Annotated in this window: 21 protein-coding genes; 6 read left to right on the top strand and 15 right to left on the bottom strand. The window is 41.6% G+C overall.

Annotation, left to right across the window (positions count from 1 at the left end; all coding sequences use genetic code 11):
- Positions 1–7 precede the first annotated feature (7 nt).
- Entirely contained in the window at positions 8–142 is a 135-nt protein-coding gene (locus DK207_RS16015) for a hypothetical protein (protein WP_265735795.1), read from the bottom strand.
- 114 nt (positions 143–256) lie between these two features.
- On the opposite strand from DK207_RS16015, the gene DK207_RS09265 reads away from it, so the two are divergent.
- Both DK207_RS09265 and DK207_RS09260 read left to right on the top strand, forming a co-directional pair.
- Positions 257–1,498: an OmpP1/FadL family transporter gene (locus DK207_RS09265; protein WP_109440925.1), complete on the top strand. Its 1,242-nt coding sequence runs from the start codon at positions 257–259 to the stop codon at positions 1,496–1,498.
- A 145-nt stretch (positions 1,499–1,643) separates the two neighbouring features.
- Positions 1,644–2,012: a hypothetical protein gene (locus DK207_RS09260; protein ID WP_109440924.1), complete on the top strand. Its 369-nt coding sequence runs from the start codon at positions 1,644–1,646 to the stop codon at positions 2,010–2,012.
- 53 nt (positions 2,013–2,065) lie between these two features.
- Here DK207_RS09260 and DK207_RS09255 read toward each other — a convergent pair whose 3' ends face one another.
- The 3 genes from DK207_RS09255 to DK207_RS09245 form a co-directional block, all read right to left on the bottom strand.
- Entirely contained in the window at positions 2,066–3,229 is a 1,164-nt protein-coding gene (locus DK207_RS09255) for an alanine racemase (protein ID WP_109440986.1), read from the bottom strand.
- 286 nt (positions 3,230–3,515) lie between these two features.
- Positions 3,516–4,802, bottom strand: a complete 1,287-nt coding sequence (locus tag DK207_RS09250; protein ID WP_109440923.1) for a D-arabinono-1,4-lactone oxidase — start codon at positions 4,800–4,802, stop codon at positions 3,516–3,518.
- Positions 4,799–6,547 (bottom strand): neutral/alkaline non-lysosomal ceramidase N-terminal domain-containing protein, encoded by a 1,749-nt coding sequence (locus tag DK207_RS09245; RefSeq protein WP_109440922.1) that lies wholly within the window; start codon positions 6,545–6,547, stop codon positions 4,799–4,801. Before DK207_RS09245 ends, DK207_RS09250 begins: the two co-directional genes overlap by 4 nt.
- A gap of 62 nt (positions 6,548–6,609) precedes the next feature.
- Between DK207_RS09245 and DK207_RS09240 the strand changes: the two genes are divergently transcribed.
- Complete coding sequence (locus DK207_RS09240; RefSeq protein ID WP_109440921.1) at positions 6,610–7,701, top strand: AraC family transcriptional regulator; 1,092 nt, start codon at positions 6,610–6,612, stop codon at positions 7,699–7,701.
- A gap of 287 nt (positions 7,702–7,988) precedes the next feature.
- Here DK207_RS09240 and tauD read toward each other — a convergent pair whose 3' ends face one another.
- From tauD to tauA, 4 genes are read right to left on the bottom strand one after another with little or no spacing between them, the layout of a single operon-like run.
- Positions 7,989–8,834 carry a taurine dioxygenase gene (tauD, locus tag DK207_RS09235; RefSeq protein ID WP_109440920.1) on the bottom strand — a complete coding sequence of 282 codons (846 nt, stop codon included), beginning with the start codon at positions 8,832–8,834 and terminating at the stop codon, positions 7,989–7,991.
- Between the two features lie 16 nt (positions 8,835–8,850).
- Positions 8,851–9,732 (bottom strand): taurine ABC transporter permease TauC, encoded by an 882-nt coding sequence (gene tauC / locus DK207_RS09230; RefSeq protein ID WP_109440919.1) that lies wholly within the window; start codon positions 9,730–9,732, stop codon positions 8,851–8,853.
- On the bottom strand, positions 9,729–10,520 hold the full coding sequence (locus DK207_RS09225; protein WP_109440918.1) for a taurine ABC transporter ATP-binding protein: 792 nt from the start codon (positions 10,518–10,520) through the stop codon (positions 9,729–9,731). The genes tauC and DK207_RS09225 overlap by 4 nt, the downstream gene beginning before the upstream one ends.
- A 9-nt stretch (positions 10,521–10,529) precedes the next feature.
- Positions 10,530–11,570 carry a taurine ABC transporter substrate-binding protein gene (gene tauA / locus DK207_RS09220; protein WP_171293660.1) on the bottom strand — a complete coding sequence of 347 codons (1,041 nt, stop codon included), beginning with the start codon at positions 11,568–11,570 and terminating at the stop codon, positions 10,530–10,532.
- Between the two features lie 214 nt (positions 11,571–11,784).
- Between tauA and DK207_RS09215 the strand changes: the two genes are divergently transcribed.
- On the top strand, positions 11,785–12,708 hold the full coding sequence (locus tag DK207_RS09215) for a chromate resistance protein ChrB domain-containing protein (RefSeq protein WP_109440916.1): 924 nt from the start codon (positions 11,785–11,787) through the stop codon (positions 12,706–12,708).
- A gap of 2 nt (positions 12,709–12,710) precedes the next feature.
- Positions 12,711–14,060 carry a chromate efflux transporter gene (gene chrA / locus DK207_RS09210; protein WP_109440915.1) on the top strand — a complete coding sequence of 450 codons (1,350 nt, stop codon included), beginning with the start codon at positions 12,711–12,713 and terminating at the stop codon, positions 14,058–14,060.
- 49 nt (positions 14,061–14,109) lie between these two features.
- On the opposite strand, the gene dmeF is transcribed toward chrA, so the two are convergent.
- Positions 14,110–15,063, bottom strand: a complete 954-nt coding sequence (gene dmeF, locus DK207_RS09205; RefSeq protein ID WP_109440914.1) for a CDF family Co(II)/Ni(II) efflux transporter DmeF — start codon at positions 15,061–15,063, stop codon at positions 14,110–14,112.
- 57 nt (positions 15,064–15,120) lie between these two features.
- On the opposite strand from dmeF, the gene DK207_RS09200 reads away from it, so the two are divergent.
- Complete coding sequence (locus DK207_RS09200) at positions 15,121–15,387, top strand: metal/formaldehyde-sensitive transcriptional repressor (RefSeq protein ID WP_109440913.1); 267 nt, start codon at positions 15,121–15,123, stop codon at positions 15,385–15,387.
- On the opposite strand, the gene DK207_RS09195 is transcribed toward DK207_RS09200, so the two are convergent.
- The 6 genes from DK207_RS09195 to tagF all read right to left on the bottom strand — a co-directional run bounded on the left by DK207_RS09195 (position 15,382) and on the right by tagF (position 19,602).
- The gene (locus tag DK207_RS09195) at positions 15,382–15,999 is read right to left on the bottom strand and encodes an ATP-binding cassette domain-containing protein (RefSeq protein WP_109440912.1); all 618 of its coding nucleotides are present in this window, start codon (positions 15,997–15,999) and stop codon (positions 15,382–15,384) included. The genes DK207_RS09200 and DK207_RS09195 overlap by 6 nt on opposite strands.
- Positions 15,996–16,691: a molybdate ABC transporter permease subunit gene (gene modB / locus DK207_RS09190; protein WP_109440911.1), complete on the bottom strand. Its 696-nt coding sequence runs from the start codon at positions 16,689–16,691 to the stop codon at positions 15,996–15,998. Before modB ends, DK207_RS09195 begins: the two co-directional genes overlap by 4 nt.
- Positions 16,688–17,458, bottom strand: a complete 771-nt coding sequence (modA, locus tag DK207_RS09185; protein WP_109440910.1) for a molybdate ABC transporter substrate-binding protein — start codon at positions 17,456–17,458, stop codon at positions 16,688–16,690. The genes modB and modA overlap by 4 nt, the downstream gene beginning before the upstream one ends.
- A 120-nt stretch (positions 17,459–17,578) precedes the next feature.
- Positions 17,579–17,842: a PAAR domain-containing protein gene (locus tag DK207_RS09180; protein ID WP_109440909.1), complete on the bottom strand. Its 264-nt coding sequence runs from the start codon at positions 17,840–17,842 to the stop codon at positions 17,579–17,581.
- Positions 17,843–17,872: 30 nt separating this feature from the next.
- A complete protein-coding gene (locus tag DK207_RS09175) occupies positions 17,873–18,601 on the bottom strand; it encodes an OmpA family protein (protein ID WP_416224668.1) in 729 nt (242 codons plus the stop codon).
- A 41-nt stretch (positions 18,602–18,642) separates the two neighbouring features.
- On the bottom strand, positions 18,643–19,602 hold the full coding sequence (tagF, locus tag DK207_RS09170) for a type VI secretion system-associated protein TagF (RefSeq protein ID WP_109440907.1): 960 nt from the start codon (positions 19,600–19,602) through the stop codon (positions 18,643–18,645).
- Positions 19,603–19,639 lie beyond the last annotated feature (37 nt).

The following is a 19,639-nucleotide window of genomic DNA, read 5'->3' as shown; positions in this document are numbered from 1 at the left end:
AATTCCCTTAAAAACCTTGTGCCCCATCACAAGGTTTTTTCTTATCAAAATAAAAATCTTTTTGACCGTTTATCCCCCCATCCTGAACATTTACAACCCTATTCCATCCCTTGAAAAGATGCTTCACTACAGGCATGGACATGGCTTTTCTATCGAAAATATTGAGTGAAATCAATTTGCTCTGAATAGAAAAAAATGACCGTTAATAAAAATATCAGCGCTAAAAATAAGACACGGTTTTCCAAGGATGATCATTATGAAACGCAATCCAATTTTAACTGGCATCTATGCCCTATTTGCCAGTACCCTCAATCATGCCGCCGCACTGGATCAGTCCGGCCAATCCATTTTACCCTTTCTGGAAAATGGCAATTATGCCGAGGTTGGCGCCACAGCGGTCGATCCTGATATTTCAGGAAAAATCCGTAATCGCTCTGAACTGGTCAACGATCCACAAAACCTGAACTCAGGCAATATGGGCGATAGCTTTCAATATTATAGTGCCGCGCTTAAGTTGCAACTGACCGACCGAATTAGCTTTGGCTTGCTCTATGACCAACCTTTTGGTGCAGATATTACTTATCCGATGCAATCCAATAATACCTTTTCAGATAATGAATTTACTCAGCAAGGTACATCGGTCAATGTCGATAGCGAAAGCATTAGCATGATTTTAGGTGTCAGTCCTTTTCGTAATTTTCAACTCTATGGCGGTGCTGTTTATCAATCAGTCAAAGGCGATGTGGCACTTCGAGGTAATTCTTATAGCAAGGCCTTTAATGGTTATGATGCAAAATTTAAACAGGATCATGCCGTTGGATGGCTGGCAGGGCTGAGTTATCAGATTCCAAATATTGCTTTAAAAGCAGCAGTAACCTATCGTTCTAAAATCGACCATGATATGCAGGCGACTGAGACCATGTTTGGTGAGCCCTTAGAAGTCACCACACAGGGCAAGACTAAAATTAGCACGCCACAATCCGTGAATATTGATTTTCAGACGGGAGTGCATAAAGACACACTGCTCTATACCAATATACGTTGGGTCAACTGGAAAGATTTTCATATCCGCCCGACCCAGTTTGGTGCAGTAACCGAATATCTGACTGACTTGATCAGCGAAGGCACCTATAGCGGTGGCTTTGATCTGGATAGTTACCAAAAAGATCAATGGACGGTCAATGTCGGACTTGGACATCAATTTACTGAAAAATGGAGTGCCTCCACAGAAGTCAGTTGGGACTCTGGCACAGGCAACCCTGCATCCACATTGAACCCAACCAAAGGCTCTTGGGGCTTGGGTGTAGGTGTTCAATTCAATCCAGCCCCAAACTACTTTATTGCCGCAGGCGTTAAATACTTCTGGTTAGGCGATGTAGTTGCCGAAGATGGCACCTATTACCTTCCTGTAGCAGGGATTAAACCGGTTGCTGAACAGGCCGATTTTAAAGATAACAGTGCCATCGGCTACGGTTTAAAAATTGGTTATCGCTTTTAGTCACTTATTATTATCAGGCCAAGTAGGAGCAGCTCCAGTTTAAGTCCTGATCCTACTTAGTTATTTAATAGCATTCAATCAACGGATGAGATTAAAATCTCAAAGTATTATTTTAATAATGAATGTCATCTTCAGGAAAAATCCAATGAAAAAACTGTCTCTTGTCTTTTCAATATTTATATCTGGCTTAGTTTTGCCTTTCACAACTTTTGCCAATTCGCCTGATCCTGAAGAAAGCATGGATATTTTTATTGGTACCTTAACTATTCAGGATAACAAGGCCATTTTAACGCGATGCGATATTGCGCAGAATGAATATGTATTGAAAGATGCAGACTGGTCTCAGGAAAAGGCAGTAGCAGGTTTTCTCGCCAATGCCACCAAATTAAAACAGCCGATTTATGCAGAAGTGATTGCGGCGTATAAAAGTGAAAAAGATATCAATATTCTATTGGTCGATTCTATTGAAAACCAGACCGAAGCAAAAAGCTGTCATTTAAGCGATTTGTTTTAAAGTCCAAAATACACGGCAAGCTTTTAGCGCGGATATTGATGAGCAAAGCCCGGTTACTCACTAAAAGTTTGCCATGTCTCAAAAGTATGTGTGCGATACAGTTTTAACTCGGAAAATTGAGGAATAATCGCTTCACTTTGTGTAGGTCTTAAAAATACAAAATCATCCACCTGAATATCACAATTCTTCGGTACATTGACCAATTCTTGATTACTGCTGCGTCCATACAAGACATGAGTATGCGCTTGGCTAGGATAAACATAATCAGCCAGCCAGTAGCCACCATAAATAAACAGTGCCTTACATTTATGCGGTAATTTATCCAGTAAAGACATCGAAGGAAGCTGGGTAAATGGTAATACTTTGAGCACAGGTGCAGCGATCCATAATGCAGGTTGTAAGGCCTGTAAAAATTCACTATCAAAATCACTCGGTTTTAATAGCATTGAACCAAAAGACAGGTCATTGCAGACACTTTCAGTGGTATGAAAGCTAAAGGTTGGACTGCCCCCGCCATTAAAACACAATGCCTCATTCCACAAGGTTGGGAACTGTTTTTGAATCAGCTGTTGATAATGGGCATAAGTCTGTTGGGAGCTGTGATACGCCAGTTCAGGTTTTTTAATAATGGCAGGGATTTTGGTGACATGCGCATCATAGCCCATCAAGCCAGAAAGTTTTAAATACTGTGGATTTCGCTCAATCAGCTTTAATATTTCGATCAGCTGTTGTGTCGACTGTACCCCGCCACGATGTAAACCGACATCAATCTCGATATTCAGCTTTAGACAGCGCGAATAGGTCTGGGCAATCTCAAGATATTGCTGCACACGTTGCTGGGTATCAACCAGCCACTGAATATTGGCATCCGACCATGCTGCATGTCGTTCAAAAAAATGGCGTACTGCTTGAGCTGGCATCGGTTTGCCCAACAAAATATCGGCTTCGGCAAAATTTTCTAATATTGAAATAATATGCGGTTGATGAAATACCATAAAGCGCTGGGTGTTGATCTGTTCAGATAATAATTTGAGTAAATCCAGACTAGCTAAGGATTTCACTACCAATCGTGCTTTTAAATGTTTGGCGTGAGCAAGGCGAATCTGAACATGCTGGATATTTTGTTTTAACGCGGCTTCATCGACAATCAGTTGCGGAGTCGCAATCTCCAGTTTTTTCAGGTCCAGATTGAGTTGTTTAAAATAATGATCCAACATAGCTATACCTTTTTCAATCAAAGAAAATTTACATGTAATTTGATACGCGAAAAAGTCATCTACAACCTGCATGGTATAAAAAAGATAATGTATCTGCGATAAAACCAAATAGATGCAAGTAGAAAACAGGTTTTGTAGATGACAATGCCTTTGCTTACTTTGGGCGAAACCAAAGTAAGGCGAGCCGCAGGCTTATCCTAAAATAGATAAAAACTCGGTAAGACTCCGTAAAGTTAATTATTTTTCAATAGATTAAATAAACATTTAAGTCCAACCCAAGTTAGAACTAACCTAAAAACAGCTTTTCCAGATAGGGATTTAAAAACTTGGCTTCTGGGTCAAGCTGCTGACGCAAAGCCATAAAATCATCCCACTTTGGATATAAAGTCCGTAATTGAGCCGCTGTCAGGGTATGCATTTTCCCCCAATGCGGACGTCCCAGATATTTCTGCAAGATCGGCTCAACCACCTCAAAAATCAACTTCGGGTCTTGTTTGTGATATTGATGCACCGAGATCGAAATCGAATCCTGCTGATAAAAAGGACTGAGCCAAATATCATCCCCCTTCACAAAGCGAAATTCGAGCGGAAAAAAGGTCGCAACCTTATTGGCCCTTAAGGCATGCAATACTTCATCCAAACACTCAATTCCACGATCAACAGGAATCTGATACTCCATTTCATTGAACTTGGTATTACGCGGCGTTGGAAATATCTTGCTCGACCAATCCACGTAGATGGTCGGTTTAACGAAAATACCTAATAGCTTCTGTAAATAAGGATTCAGTGCAGGAAAGCTTCTGGTCAACTCGGAACAAAGGGTCAACAGCGTATCATCGGACGGGAAATTTTCCTTTCGCGGCAAAACCGCTTCATCGGTCTCATCCAAGGTTTTCAGCATCAACTGCTTTTCATGGGAAAACACAAAACACTCAATATGTCGGTGCTGCTGCTTCCATTGCTGAATATGCTGCATCATGTCTTCTACCGGACACAGTTGAATATGCTCTTTGAGTTTATAGCGAGGACGATTCTGCATGGTGATCTGGGTCAAGATACCCAAGCTACCCAAAGAAACTCGTCCTGCAGCAAAGATTTCAGGATTCTCTGTGCGACTGCATTTTAGAATCTCACCTGATGCTGTCAACAACTCAAAAGCGTCAACATAGGCTGAAATACAATGTAAATCTGCTCCTGTCCCATGTGTGCCTGTAGAGACAGCCCCTGCTAGACTTTGCTGATCAATATCGCCCTGATTTATCAAGGCCTGATTAATCGATTGCTGCTGTAAATGTTGGTCTAGATCATATAAGCGTGTGCCTGCATAAATATTGCTCTGGCATCGCTCATGATCCGTCGATGCAATACCTGCAATATGATCCAAAGACAATAAGGTTGCATCAGTACACACCAACGGCGTAAAGGAATGCCCTGCACCCACCACCCGTATTTTTTGCTGCGCTTTAACCATAGCCTGTAGTTCTTGAATATTGGCAGGGTGTAAAATCTGTTGTGGTTTGGCTTTTTGAAAGCCAGACCAGTTTGACCAAATACCTTGTGTTAAATCACTCATATTGCCTCTCTTTGGCTAACGGCCGTTGTTACATTGCCATGATTGGTGCGTTTTGCGAGTTCATTTTCTGGAATCGGCTGTGGTCGTGTCATTGCATCGTAATGACGTTTGGTTTTTTCTAATAATAATTGTTCTGCTAATTCTTTAAATTTGCTCTGACAGGCTGCTAACGTCCATTGCCCGAATAAAGTATGTCCACCTTCATAGGCTTGTGCTTGATATTCTTCATAGGTGGTGACATAACCCATATAATCATTGCAGTAGGATACTAACCAAACCCTTTCAATTGAAGCCTGTACGGCAAGTGTCTGTTTAACCGTATCAATGACACGCTGTCCTGCGATGGTGGTAAATTCTCCTGGACAACAAATCAAAGCCAATTGACCTAATCGCACAATCTGTAAGGGAACCACACTTGGAACTAAAGGACTCTGCTGAATCGCTCCAGCTTTCACTTGTCGATTCATTTCTGCTATCAACGGATCAAGAATACCGGGTGGAAAACCAATCGGTTGGCCTAAAATCTTTTTGGCACCTGCTTCCAGTACAATCTGTTTTGGCCCTTGAGAGGCATACAGTTGCTGATACGCTACAAAATCAGCTGCATTCGAATGTCTGGTTTTCTGTTTGCGAAATTGATTGGCTAAAAATTGCATCCCCATAATTAAGGGTTTGGGTGCGCCTAAACCATCGACAGGTGTGCCTGCAAAAAATGCGGTACCGTGACACGGCTGACTGGTCTTGGCATGCTTTTGACCTTCTGCGAACTCATTTGGAATTCCAATATTGCTCAGATCGACATAGGACAAGACAGCATCGATCTTGCCTTCGACTTTCTGCAAATTTTTAGGGATATTCTGCTGTAAGCCATTCAGAGCCAGTTCACTTTGATAACGACCATTTTGTTGCGCGTACTGATATTCCTGCTCGCCTTTAATCTTCTTGCGAATCTTGAGCTGGTCTTTGCCATGGAAATGCGGCGATACATCCCCTGCGGTTGCATGAGCAAAAATCGTCACTGGATTTTGAATCCCTTGCTCAGTTAAAGCCTGCTCGGAAAATGCGGCTGCATAACCTTTATTATCGCCATCATAGGCTTTTAAGGAGTTCCCCAAACAGGTTGCATGTACTCCGAATAAGGAAATAAAGGACTGTAATTTTTTTTCCCGATAGAAACCCATCAGCTGCATTTCACGATTCAAGGCTAAATGCGTTTCAGCTTCGGTACGTGACTGAACTTCTGGATTACGATTATAGGCTTTGATTGAACGATTCCATGCCACAGGTGTCTGTTCAGGAAAATGCTGAGTCGCTAAAAAAATCTCGGTGTCTTGTTCAGACACAATCGCATTTTGAATACTCTGTACAATTGCCTCAACAATGGCAGTTAAATGTTCAGGTACAAAACCAGGGGTCGGCATATTATACAAGGCTTCATAGCCACAACCGCCAGGTCCTGAGTGGGTATGGGTGGCCATGAGAACCAGTTGATTTTCATCAAATTGCGAATCTAGAATTTGTGTAAGTTGCGCTACAGTTTGGCTACGTATGGCATGGGTAATACAGCCTACGTCCAGACAGCAGATCAACAGTCGGTTATGTTGCTGATCGACGATGCTCACGCTACGTGCAAATAAAGCTGTGCGCTGCTCATAGGCCCGATGTGACCATTGCCCATAACCGAACATAGCATAGCCTTTCGGTACAATTTTGATTTGTTGTTTATCCCAACCCACCTGATACATCACGACTTCCTTTTCAATTCTTTTTTAACTGTCTTGAAGCATGTTGAAAGTTAATCAAAATTATGCGATACCCAACAGGGTTAAAGACACTTTTCTTTGGGGGGCTAAACGGACTTATGCCTATACGCAGCAGCGATAAAAATAAACAGCAGCAATTTATTCCACCCACCATTCTGGCGAGCCTGATCCATTATGCAGAGCAACAGCAGTGGGATTATGCCGCATGGTTTCAAGATTCAGATTTAGACATTGCACAAATACAGCAAACCCAAGGTGTGGTTCGTTTTAGCCAACTCTGTGATGTGGTTCGTCAAGCCATTGCAGCCTATCAGCAACCCGACCTCGGTTTAAAACTTGGCAGCAGTGAAGGTCTGATTTCGATGGGGATTCTGGGCTTTGCCATGCAGTCCTGTAAAACCGTGGCAGATGCTTTGGACATTGCGCTGCGCTACCATCGGATTTCTGGTAGCGTCTTGAATATCAACTTTTCCATCCATGCTGATCTGTGTGAGCTGGAAGTCACTGAACCTTATCCCTGCAATGAACTCAAAGCCTTTTTCTATGATGAATTATTTAGCAGCATCATTACCTGTTTAAATGCAATGCTAGGTGATCATAATGACGTCATCAGTCTTGAGCTCAGCTATTTCCCAAGCGACGATCAGCAACAATATCACGATCTCTTTGGCTGCCCCATCCAGTTTAACCGTGATAAAAATATCATGCGTTTTAGTCACCGCCTATTGCAACGCAGCTTAAAAAATTACAGCCCCGCTAACTATGCAACTGCCATCCAGATCTGCGAACAAGCCCTAAAAGAAATCGACCAGCTCAATCAAGTTGGCTATGTGCATTTACTTGATCATTTGATTGAACAGCATTTACCTGAACGTTTTGAGATGCAACAGGCTGCTGAACATTTAAGGATCAGCGAACGGCATTTAAGACGGCAATTATTATTAGAAGGTCTGAGTTTTCAACAAATCCGGCAAAATGTACTGGAACGCAAGGCCAAGCAACTTATTGAACAGAACCTGTCGATGAGTGAAATTAGTCTGCAACTGGGTTTTAGCGAATTACGTGAATTCCGACGTGCCTTTAAACGCTGGACCGGACAAGCGCCTTCGATCTATAAACAAGAGGCTCATTTTTAATTAAATAACACTTTGAAAATTTTGGATTAATTGGTGCTATCTACCATTTTATATAGAACTTTTCTCAGGAATCACTGGTGCTACAGGTCATCCACAACCTGCGTGAGATTAATCAAATGCCATTTCTGCGATTAATTTAAAGAGATGATGGAAGTAAACAGGTTTTGTGGATGACAATGGTTTTGGTTACTTTTGCCGAAACAAAAGTAACTCCAGCTGAAGGCTTATCCAAAAATAAGATGAGATCTCTGTAAGATTCCACCGAAGCAAAAAATTAAAACTAAATTTTAACTTGCCGCTTGATAAAACGGTACATCACCGTTAATCGTGGCACGATGCATAATTCGATGCGCATCACCATAATCAAATAAAGCCTTATGCTGCGTACAACGATTATCCCAGATCGCCACATCGCCTTCTTGCCACTGCCAACGCAAATGAAATTGCTCATGAGTCGCGTGGGCGAATAGATATTGCAATAACTCAGCGCTTTCAATTTCATCCAGCTCATTGATACGGGTAGTAAACCCTTCACTCACAAACAAAATCGGCTGACCAGTTACAGGATGCGTTCTGACTACAGGATGCACGACAGGTGGATTGCGCTTAAAGGTTTCTTCCAGTTTTTTACGCTCAACATCATTATGCGCAAACCGTTCAATCGGGAAAGACTGACGAATGTCATGTGTTGCGGTTAAACCTTTTAACTTTTGCTGCAAGTCTTGATCCAAGGCAGTAAATGCCGCCGCACCACTCGACCACAGGGTATCACCACCGACAGGTGGAATCTTGATGGCTTGCAAGACACACCCTAATGGCGGATTTCGACTAAAAGTCACATCAGTATGCCAAAGTTCATTGTCACGCAAGTCCTGTTTCCAGCTATCGAGCACAATAATTTCAGGTACATTGTCTACCGATGGATAGATCGGATGAATATGTAAAGAACCAAAACTACTCGCTAACTCCGCATGTGCCTGAGGTGCAAGCTGCTGATTGCGGAAGAAAATTACATGATGATTCAGCAAAGCCTGTTGAATTTGTTGAGTGGTATTTTCATCAACCGTATTTAAATCAACATCGTGAATAATGGCACCAATGCTTGATTTAATAACTTCAATATTTAACGTCATTTTCTACTACTCACACTTATAACTGTTGGCCATACCAAGGAGATAATTGCTTCTGTAACCAACGCAAAAACAATTCAAAACTTACTGCAACGATCGCAATAACAATAATGCCGAGAACCACGGTATCGGTAATCAGGAACTGTGCTGCAGACTGCACCATAAAACCAATGCCACGATCTGCTGCAACTAATTCCGAAGCCACCAAGGTTGACCAGCCTACACCCAAACCAATACGGATACCCGTTAAAATATGCGGTAATGCCGTCGGTAGAATCACATGCCAAAACACCTGCGACTGGCTCGCTCCCAAAGATAAGGCTGCACGCTCACGATTGAGCTGATGGCTGAGTACACCATGCGTACTGCTGATAATCACAGGTGCAAGGATTGAAAAGAAAATCAAAAGTACTTTGGTGGTTTCACCAATCCCGAACCAGATCACCAACAAAGGCAAATAGGCTAAAGGTGGTATCGGACGTAACAGCTCAACCAAAGGATCAAGTACCGCGCGCACCCATTTGTTCAAGCCCATCCATAAACCTAAAGGCACACCAATTGCAATTGCAGCAACCAAGGCTAATAAGACACGAGAAATACTCGCGGCCAGATGCTGCCATAAGGTGGCTTTCATAAAACCTTGCTGGCTGACTTCAAGAAACTTCTGCCATACCGCTTGTGGGCTGGGTAAAAACAGGCTTGGGACAATTTTTAATGTCGTGATCAAATACCAGATCACTAGCACACTGATAACGCTCGATAAACTAAGCACCAAACTACGATGACGAGCAACAAAAGCCCCAATTGAACTCAAGACTGAATCAGACTGTGCAGTGTTGGTCGCTTGCAGTTGTTCTGCCTTGCTCAGCTCATAAGCGGTGTTTTTTGCTTGACCCGTCATACAGCCACCTCATGTCCTGCCTGCTTCTGTACGCGTAACCGTTCGAACAGTTGCTCACGTAATTGAATAAATTTTGGATCGGATTTAATCGCACGGATTGATTCACCCTGCTGATAACGATCGGCAAAATCTAGTTTTAAAGTTTCAACAATCTTTCCTGGACGAGCTGTCATCAATACCAGTTGATTGCTGAGCAATAACGCTTCTTCAATGTCATGGGTAATGAGGAAAAAAGATTTATTTTGTTGAATCCATAAATCCAACACCAACTGCTGCATAGTTTCACGGGTAAATGCATCAAGCGCAGCAAAAGGTTCATCCAGCAAAATGAATGCCGCATGACTGATCAGGGCACGTGCAATACCGACACGTTGTTTCATGCCACCTGACAGTTCCCAGATATTGGCTTGAGCCACATGACTTAAACCCACAATTTTCAGGATTGCATCGACTTGCTGTTGAATTTCTTGCGCTTTCAAGCCTTTGAGCTGTAAAGCAAAACCGATATTTTCAGAGACATTTAACCAAGGTAACAGCGCATGATCCTGAAACACCACCGCACGACGTGCATCGGGTGCAGTCACCACTTCATGATCCAGTGTAATCTGGCCCGAACTTGGCTGTTGAAAGCCCGCCAAGATATTCAGCAATGTTGTTTTACCACAGCCAGACTCGCCCAAAATCACAGTCAAGGTACCTTCCTCAATCTTAAGATTGATATCTTGCAATACAGGCAAGGTCTGTTTGGGAAAGGTTAAATGAAGATGCTCGGCAGCGAATACGCTCATTTCGATCTCCTATGGCTGTAAGAATTGGGTGGTGACATTCGCTTGATAATCAGGTTTGACTTGATCCACCTTGCCTTGGCTTTTTAGGAATGTTGCGGTATCGAAAATATTTTTGGCAAACTCACCTGCTAAAGTCGCGTGCTGTTGCTGGCCATTCAGATAAATATTGCCAGATAACAGTAAAGGAATATCTTTCACATCAGAACCCGTCAGTTGGGCAATCTTCTGAATATTGTCTGCATTTTGTTCAAATGCTTTCGGGTCTTGCTGATACGCTTCAACTTGTTTCAAGCTGGTTTGGACAAAGGCTTTTAAGAATTCAGGATTTTTCTCAGCAAAATCTTTACGTACCACCCATAAATCATAAGTTGGTGCGCCCCACTCGCCGACCTGTTTCGAGTCTGTTAAGACATGACCACTGGCTTTGACTTTGCTTAATGCGGGTTCCCAGACATAAGTGGCATCAATATCCCCACGTTCCCAAGCTGCTGTGATTTCAGGCGGACGCAAGTTAATAATCTTGACTTGGTTATCCGCAATATCCCAATGTTGTAAAGCCGACAATAAACTGTAATGTGTCGTTGAAACGAATGGCACGGCAATGGTTTTACCAATCAAGTCTTGCGGATTTTTAATGCCGGATTTGTTACTCACCACCAAGGCTTCTGAACCACCTAATTTTGCTGTCACTAGGAATACTTCTATCGGTAAATCACGACTTGCTGCAGCAGCTAGAGGGCTGGAACCGATATTACCGATCACCACATCACCCGAAGCCAATGCATTGACCACATCTGAACCTGCATCAAATTTATGCCATTGAATTGCCTGTCCACTGTCACGTTCATAATCACCATTGGCCTGCGCAACCTTGGTTGGATCAATACCTGTTTGATAAGCAATCACGACTGCTTTATTGTTTTTAGACAGCACAGATGCCACATCTTTTTGATTTTGATAGACAATAAAAGCAACAATCGCCACAAGGACGATCGCTGTAACAATGAGTGGCTTGGTGTTCTTGATGCCCATAATTAGATGATCTTTCAATAATATCCACTTATGGTATGTCTGAGCCTTTATGATTAAAAATAAGAAAAAATGCGTTGTTTATTCTTTTATAAGATATGGAAACTGCCCCAATCTTTTTCATATTTTCTTAAAAATCATTATGTATAAAACCTATAAGCATATAAAAAATTTTAACTTTCCAAACTACAATTTATTTATGTAGCATATATAACAGCTATGTTGAGTATATTACATGAATATATCCTTACTCATTTCATCACTCCCCACCCAAAACACAACAGCGCGAATGCGTGTGTGGAGAGCACTCAAAGCAAGTGGAGCTGTAACACTTCGGGATGGCGTTTATATATTGCCTGCTGAACATTCAAACAAATTTGATGCAATTGCTGATGATTTAATCTCAGAAAATGGCAACGCCTATATATTCCAAACCGTTGCTGTAGAAAATCTTGATATCGCTAAAATTTTCAACCGAAAAGAAGAATACGATGCGCTCTATCAACAAATCAGCCAACTGCGGCAAGAGTTGAATCAGAGCAATAAAAAAGAACTTCTTAAACAGATTCGTAAATTACGCAAGCAGCTCGATGCATTAATAGATATTGATTATTTTCCGACTGAAGCTAAACAACAAACACTTCGAGAACTGAATACAGTTGAACAAGCAATTCTACGTTTTGGGGAAATAGACGAACCCAACAATCTACAAGGCCATCTTCAAACCTTCCATATAGACAATTTTCAAAACCAAATTTGGGCAACAAGAAAACGCCCGTGGATTGACCGTTTGGCCTCCGCATGGTTGATTCAAAATTTTATTGATCCAAATGCTAATTTTTTATGGTTAGAAACACCCAGTGATTGCCCTAAATCGGCTTTAGGTTTTGACTTTGATGGAGCTAAATTTAGCCATATTGAACATTTAGTGACTTTTGAAGTGCTATTGCATAGCTTTTCATTATATGAACAGAAAGCATTAAATAAAATTGCAGCAATTGTCCATTTTCTTGATGTTGGTGGGGTAGAACCACCAGAAGCCGCTGGCATTGAAAAAGTCATTCAAGGTTTAAGAAACAAAATTACTGATGATGACCAACTACTTGAATTATCCAACTATATTTTTGATGGGCTATACGCCAATTTCTTAAGAGAATAATTATGGAACAGCAACCGATCAGTAAAACTGATCAATCAATCGAATCTATCCCCTTCTGGCAAGCGTTTCTATTTTGGCTCAAATTAGGCTTTATCAGTTTTGGTGGCCCTGCAGGTCAAATCGCATTAATGCATCAAGAATTGGTTGAACAAAAACGTTGGATCTCTGAAAAAAGATTTTTGCATGCTTTAAACTACTGCATGCTGCTGCCCGGACCAGAAGCGCAACAACTTGCAACTTATATCGGTTGGCTGATGCATCGGACATGGGGTGGTTTGGTTGCTGGTATCTTATTCGTCCTTCCCTCATTATTTTTGCTTATTGCATTGTCTTGGATTTACCTGCAATTCGGTGATGTGCCTGTGATTGCAGGTTTATTCTATGGTATTAAACCTGCGGTTACGGCAATTGTCTTCCATGCCACCTACCGCATTGGTAGCCGTTCCCTCAAAAATCCTTTTTTATGGGGAATTGCAGCAGCCGCTTTTGTGGCTATATTTTTCTTCAATGTCCCATTCCCATTGATTATCTTAACAGCGGCAGCGATGGGCTATTTGATGAGTCGAAAATATCCAGTTTTCTTTTCCTCACAAAATACGCATCAAAGTAGCCAAAAAACCCACTTTGCAGCAGTGATTGATGATCATACACCACCTCCAGCACATGCTGTTTTCCGCTGGACGAATCTGATCAAGATATTACTGATTGCGGGATTACTTTGGTCTGTACCCTTAATGGCTTTGGTTATGTATTTCGGCTGGCAGCACGACTATACCCAAATGGCATGGTTCTTTACAAAAGCAGCACTGCTTACTTTCGGTGGTGCATATGCTGTTTTGCCTTATGTTTATCAGGGCGCGATCGAGAACTATGGATGGCTCAGCCCCACACAGATGATCGATGGACTTGCTTTAGGCGAAAGTACCCCTGGTCCACTGATTATGGTCGTCGCTTTTGTCGGTTTCCTCGGCGCATTTAATGCCTCCTTGTTGGGCGGTGAACATTTATTTCTCGCTGGCGCATTCGGTGCCATCATTGTCACTTGGTTTACCTTCCTTTTCTCTTTTGTTTTTATCCTTGCAGGCGCGCCTGTGATCGAATCCACTCATAATCAACTCAAATTTACCGCACCATTAACGGCTATTACGGCTGCTGTCGTTGGTGTGATCTTAAATCTCGCGTTATTCTTTGGTTATCACGTTTTATGGCCAAATGGATTTGATCAAGCTTTTAATTTTGAAGCAGCACTTATGACGATAGCAGCATTAATTGCGTTGTTTAAATTCCAAATCAATGTGATTTATCTGATTTTTGCTTCAGCGTTATGTGGGCTAGTTTTATATCTTATTTAAGCTTTGATTGTCGCGTTGTTGTAAGAATGACAACGCGACTCAATCTGAATTAAATATAGTGGATTTCCACCGAAGCATGTACAATTTCTTCATGGATTGAGAGACCGGCCTTAACACAATCAGGGGTTAAATCTGCACGATTCGTTTCTAATCCCACAATACAAGAAAATTTACCCTTCCCAACTTTCCATACATGCAAATCGGTAATTTCAACTTTTGGAAATTGTGCGACAACTTCTCGTATTTCTTCAACCACAGGATGTGCCATCTCTGCATCAAGCAATGTTTTTCCTGTTTCGCACATCAAGCCCCAAGACCATCGAGCAACCAATAATGCACCAACAATTCCCAGTACAGCATCCAGAAAATTCCAGCCAAAATACTTTGCAGCAAACAAAGCAATAATAGCCAATACAGAAGTAACAGCATCAGCAACCACATGTAAGAATGCCGCTTTCTGATTAAGATCATGATGGTGGTGGCCGTGATGATGGTCATGGTGGTGGCCGTGATGATGGTTATGGTGGTGATCATGTCCATGACGGTGATGACCATCATCGTGTAATAACCACGCACAAATCAGGTTAACGACTAAGCCAACCATTGCAATCGGAATCGCTTCATTAAAATGGATCGTCACAGGATTCAATAATCGTTCAACCGAATGAACGGCCATCAATACAGCTACAACCATCAACAAAATCGCACTGCTATAGCCTGCGAGTACTTCGATTTTCCAAGTCCCAAAACTAAAACGCGGATCATGGGCATAATGGCGTGCCATACGATAAGCAAAATAAGCTAATCCTAGCGCCAACATATGTGAGCTCATATGCCAGCCATCTGCCAATAAGGCCATTGAATTAAAAACCCAACCGCCGAGTATTTCTAATACCATCATGATCGCAGTCAATAATGTGGCAATTAAAATTCTTTTTTGTGCTAGAGGATTCCCTTGATCAAATTGGTGAGAATGCCGACGTTTCAGGTTACTATGCTGCATATTGATAGACTTTAAAATATACTCCCTAGCAGTATATTATTTTTCTGGAGAAAAGGAATGGCGCATCTGCATCACGACAAAAAAATTTTGAATCGGGTAAAACGACTTCAAGGTCAGCTCAATGCGGTTGAAAAGTCATTAACCCTTCCCGAACAATCTTGTATAGAGGTATTACAACAAGTTGCTGCGATTAAAGGTGCCGTCAATGGTTTAATGAATCAACTGATTGAACAGCACTTAAAGCAACATGTATTCAAAGATCCAGAACAGGTGAATGATGAAGAAGTACAAAAATTCTTAACGTTATTGCAACGTTATTTATAGGTACCAAATCTCATGAGTCAGTTGTTCAATTTCAGATTTATCATGGCTCACATAGAGTATCGGTATTTTAATCTCTTGTATCACCTGCTGAAAAAAAGGAATAATTTCAGCTTTGTGGGCTGCATCCAAGGCAGATAAAGGCTCATCCAATAACAACAATTTTGGCGAGTAAAGCAATGCACGGCCTAAAGCCACGCGCTGCTTTTCCCCCCCAGAAAGTTTAATCGGCATTCGATGCAGTAAATGATCAAGCTTCAATAATTCTACGATATACTCCACTTCGAATCGGCGTTGTTGTGGCTGAATATGCTTAAATCCAAACACTAAATTCTGCATCACCGTTTTATGCGGGAAAAGCTGGGCATCCTGAAAAACCAAACCGACACGGCGTTGTTGGGTACTCCAGTTAATTCGCTGAGATTGATCAAACCACAGTTGATCTTGAATTTTAATCCAACCTGTTTGCGGAGTAATCAATCCCGCAATACTGTGCAAAATAGTCGTTTTTCCCGATCCTGAAGCACCAAATAAACCAATTACAGGCTGATCAGTTTGGAAAGTTTGGTTTAAAACAAATTGTCCCTGTTGAACATGTAACTGACAGTCGATCATATCGAATAACCACGCTTATTTTTCTGATACCGATTGAACCATTGCGCAAACCATAAAGCAAAAAATGCCACCGATAATGACAAAATAATGAGTCGCCACAGCGCAGCTTCAGTGTCAGGTTGTTGCATCAAACTATACATGGCGAGTGGCAAAGTCCGAGTTTCACCCGCAATATTCCCCACAAAGGTAATGGTTGCCCCAAATTCACCTAGACTTCGACAAAAACACAAAATACTCCCCACCAAAATTCCACTACTTGCCAATGGCAAAGTCACCTGCATGAAAGCACCAAAAGAAGAAGCACCTAAGGTTTTGGCAGCCATTTCTAAACGCTGATCAACCAATTCAATTGCTAGTCGAATCGACTGAACCAATAGTGGAAAACCCATCACCGCAGATGCAAGTACCGCCCCTTTCCAATTAAACGCAAATTCAATTCCAAACGGTGCCAGATATTGTCCCAAAAAACCACGATTGCCAAACAACTGTAAAAGCAAATAGCCTGGTACAACAGGCGGTAATACCAAAGGTAAAAAGACCAAAGTCTCTAATAAAGACTTACCCCAGAATTCTTTACGGGCAAGCACCCACGCCATAACGGTTGCAGGGACTAAGCTAAAGATGAGACAAGTTGCCGCCACCTTACAGGATAACTTTAAAATCTCGATTTCTTCGGGACTAAGCATCATCATGGTACAAGAACACTAAAACCATATTTTCTGAAGATCAAAGCAGCATGATCACTTCGTAGAAATTGATAGAATTTCAGGGACTCTGGATTATTTTTCAGTAAGCCTACTGGATAAATAATAGGAGTATGGCTATTTTTTGGAAATACGCCTGCAATCATCACATTTCGACTCGTCGCCGCATCTGTTGCATAAACAATACCTGCTCGACACTCTCCACGCGCAACAAAATTAAGAGCAGCACGTACGTCTTCGGTTTCCACGAGATGAGGTTCAACTTTGTTCCACCAATTGAGTGATGTTAAAGCCTGTTTTGCATATCGACCAACGGGCACACTTTGAGTATTTCCAGTACACCACCGACCTTTGTGATTTAGCGTTGGATCAAAGTTTTTTTCCATTTTTAATGTGAGGGACTGATTTTTAGGGCGAATCACCACTAAACGGTTTTCAAGTAAATTCACACGATCCTGTATTTTGACCCACTTTTTATTTTGTAAATAATTCATCCACTCTTGATCTGCTGATATAAAAATATCAGCTGGCGCCCCTGCCTCGATCTGTTTAGCTAAAGTTGAAGAGCCTGCATAGGAGCTCTTGATTCTGACATTATTATTTTTTTGATAATCTTGGGTTAATTCATTGATCACATCAGTCAAACTGGCAGCAGCGTATACAGTCACGGTACTCTTGGCAAAAACTTGTGGAGTAAACACCCCACCACTTGCCAACACTACAGCTATGCATATTGCTTTGATCTTCACCCGCATTCTTATCTTCCTTAGTTTCGATATATTTTTAAAACATATCGCCTAGTAAAGATACACCAAAAGCAAAAATTAGCTAGTTTTCTGTATTTGAATCTCCATAAAGGAGCTCTCAAAATAATACTAACCCTTTACAGCTAAATTTTGTTTTGGCAACAGTTTACATCCACACGACAAACTATCATTCACTCTTGCCGCGGCTTTACCCATTACCAACATACAAGGGTCGCCACTTATAATCGTTGCAACAGTCTGATGCTTTGGACAAGTGGCCTTATCTCCAACACATGCAATCGCAATACCTTCGATCAAGAAACTACTATTACCCGTGATCACTTTCCCGCCACCCGTGGTTGGGCAACCTAGCACGATATAGGGTGTTCCCATAATCACATCCCTCTTATATTCTTAAACAAATTAAAGAACTTCAAACTCGATACGACGATTTTTACGACGACCATCCGCAGTCGTATTGTCAGCGATCGGTTCACTCGAACCTTTACCTTCTGTACTCAATCGTTCCGTTGCAATATTCTTAGACACTAAATAATCTTGCACTGCGACAGCACGCTCTTTACTCAAAATCACATTTCGACTGGCATCGCCTGAACTATCTGTATGTCCAATGATTTTGACTTGTTTTCCACCCACTTTATTTAAAGCAACTGCCATTTCATCCAAAATACGTTTACCCGTCTCAGTCAAAATCGCACTACCAGACTCAAATTCGATGATGCGATCTTTTAACGCATCATCAATCACCTTCTGCTCAGCTAGATTGACCGAAAGCTGAGCATTGAAACGATATGGTTGCTGAACCAAAGACTGAAAATTCGAAGCAGTTGGCTGAATTTCATTTGGATTACTCATTTTCCCTGTAAGTTCAATCTGCGTGCCTCGAACCCTCAATTGTCCCTGCTTCACTTTCTTAAGATCAGGTGTAATAACACGGGTCACAGAATCACTCCAACCATTCGGAGCAGAAACAGGACGAACCTGTATCTTGTCTACAACTTGATCTGCACCATATACAGACTGCATTTTGACTAATATCGCTTGTTTACTGGATTCGTTGGGAACTACACCTTCAACAACAATCGGCGCAGCCAGTACCGTATGGCTCTGCACCAAACCACAACAAGCCATGATGAACGTACTTAATAGAACTTTACGGTTATTTCTCATATTTATTCATCTAAAAAAGTTTGTCGGAAAAGTTTTAAACCTTGGTTCAGACTGAGCTGACGTTGACAAAGAGATTGCTCCAAAGTTGCAAGACCCGCATTTTGCTCAAGATAGGCATCGATCCATTCTGCTTGAATAAGAGAAACCCAATGTTCACTCTGCATGTTTTGGGTGAACAGATCACTTAAAGCCATGATATCTGCACCTTGAAAGCCTATAAATAAGATCGGCTCTTCACGATGCAAAATACCAATCAAAAGTTCTGTATTACTTTTCTGCAAGAATCGGCCAATCATACCTACCCAAAATGCAGCAATTTCATAACAATACATATGATTATTGATCGGCAAAATAAGTACTTTATTTAATCGACTGGTACCATTTTTTAAAATTGGCTGTAATAAAAGCCCTAAGCCAATCATACTTTGTGCGAGCTTATAAACGCTAATTTTCATCAACTGCGCAAAAGAATGCAGCGTATGATTTTCATAAAAGGCGTTACATTCAGATGCAGTAAATAACTGTACGGTATTAGGCAAATTATTCAGTTTATCCAACATAATCGTGGTATCACGGATACTACGTAAGACACGATTACGTTGAAATAAATCGACCAATACTGACTTATAGTAATACGGCGCAAGCAATAAATTTTGATAAGGCTGCTCAACTTCTAAAAGTTGGCTCAACACCATGGGAAATGGACGACCAGAGCTATCTTGACTCGCAATCAAATTTGCAGCCAAAAACATCGATTCTGAAGGATTGCCAATAAAGAAATCGAGTGCAGGAAGAGCTTCATAACGTTGCTTAAAGTCAGGCGATAACATGGCATGTTCTAAGGCCTCGGTAATCCACTGATCCAGCACTTGGATTAAAGCATATTGCCCTTTAGATTTAATAAAATCCCCTCGGGCTGGCGTTTTTCCATAATACAACGGTGTTGTTCTTACATGTTGCATACGCCCTCCCTCAGGTCTTGCAAGATCTTCCTAATCA

This window comes from Acinetobacter haemolyticus (assembly GCF_900406815.1).
In the GTDB taxonomy this organism is placed as follows: Bacteria; Pseudomonadota; Gammaproteobacteria; order Pseudomonadales; family Moraxellaceae; genus Acinetobacter; species Acinetobacter haemolyticus_A.
The sequence above is the reverse complement of the archived record's forward strand: the minus strand, read 5'-3'. Positions and strand labels throughout refer to the sequence as shown.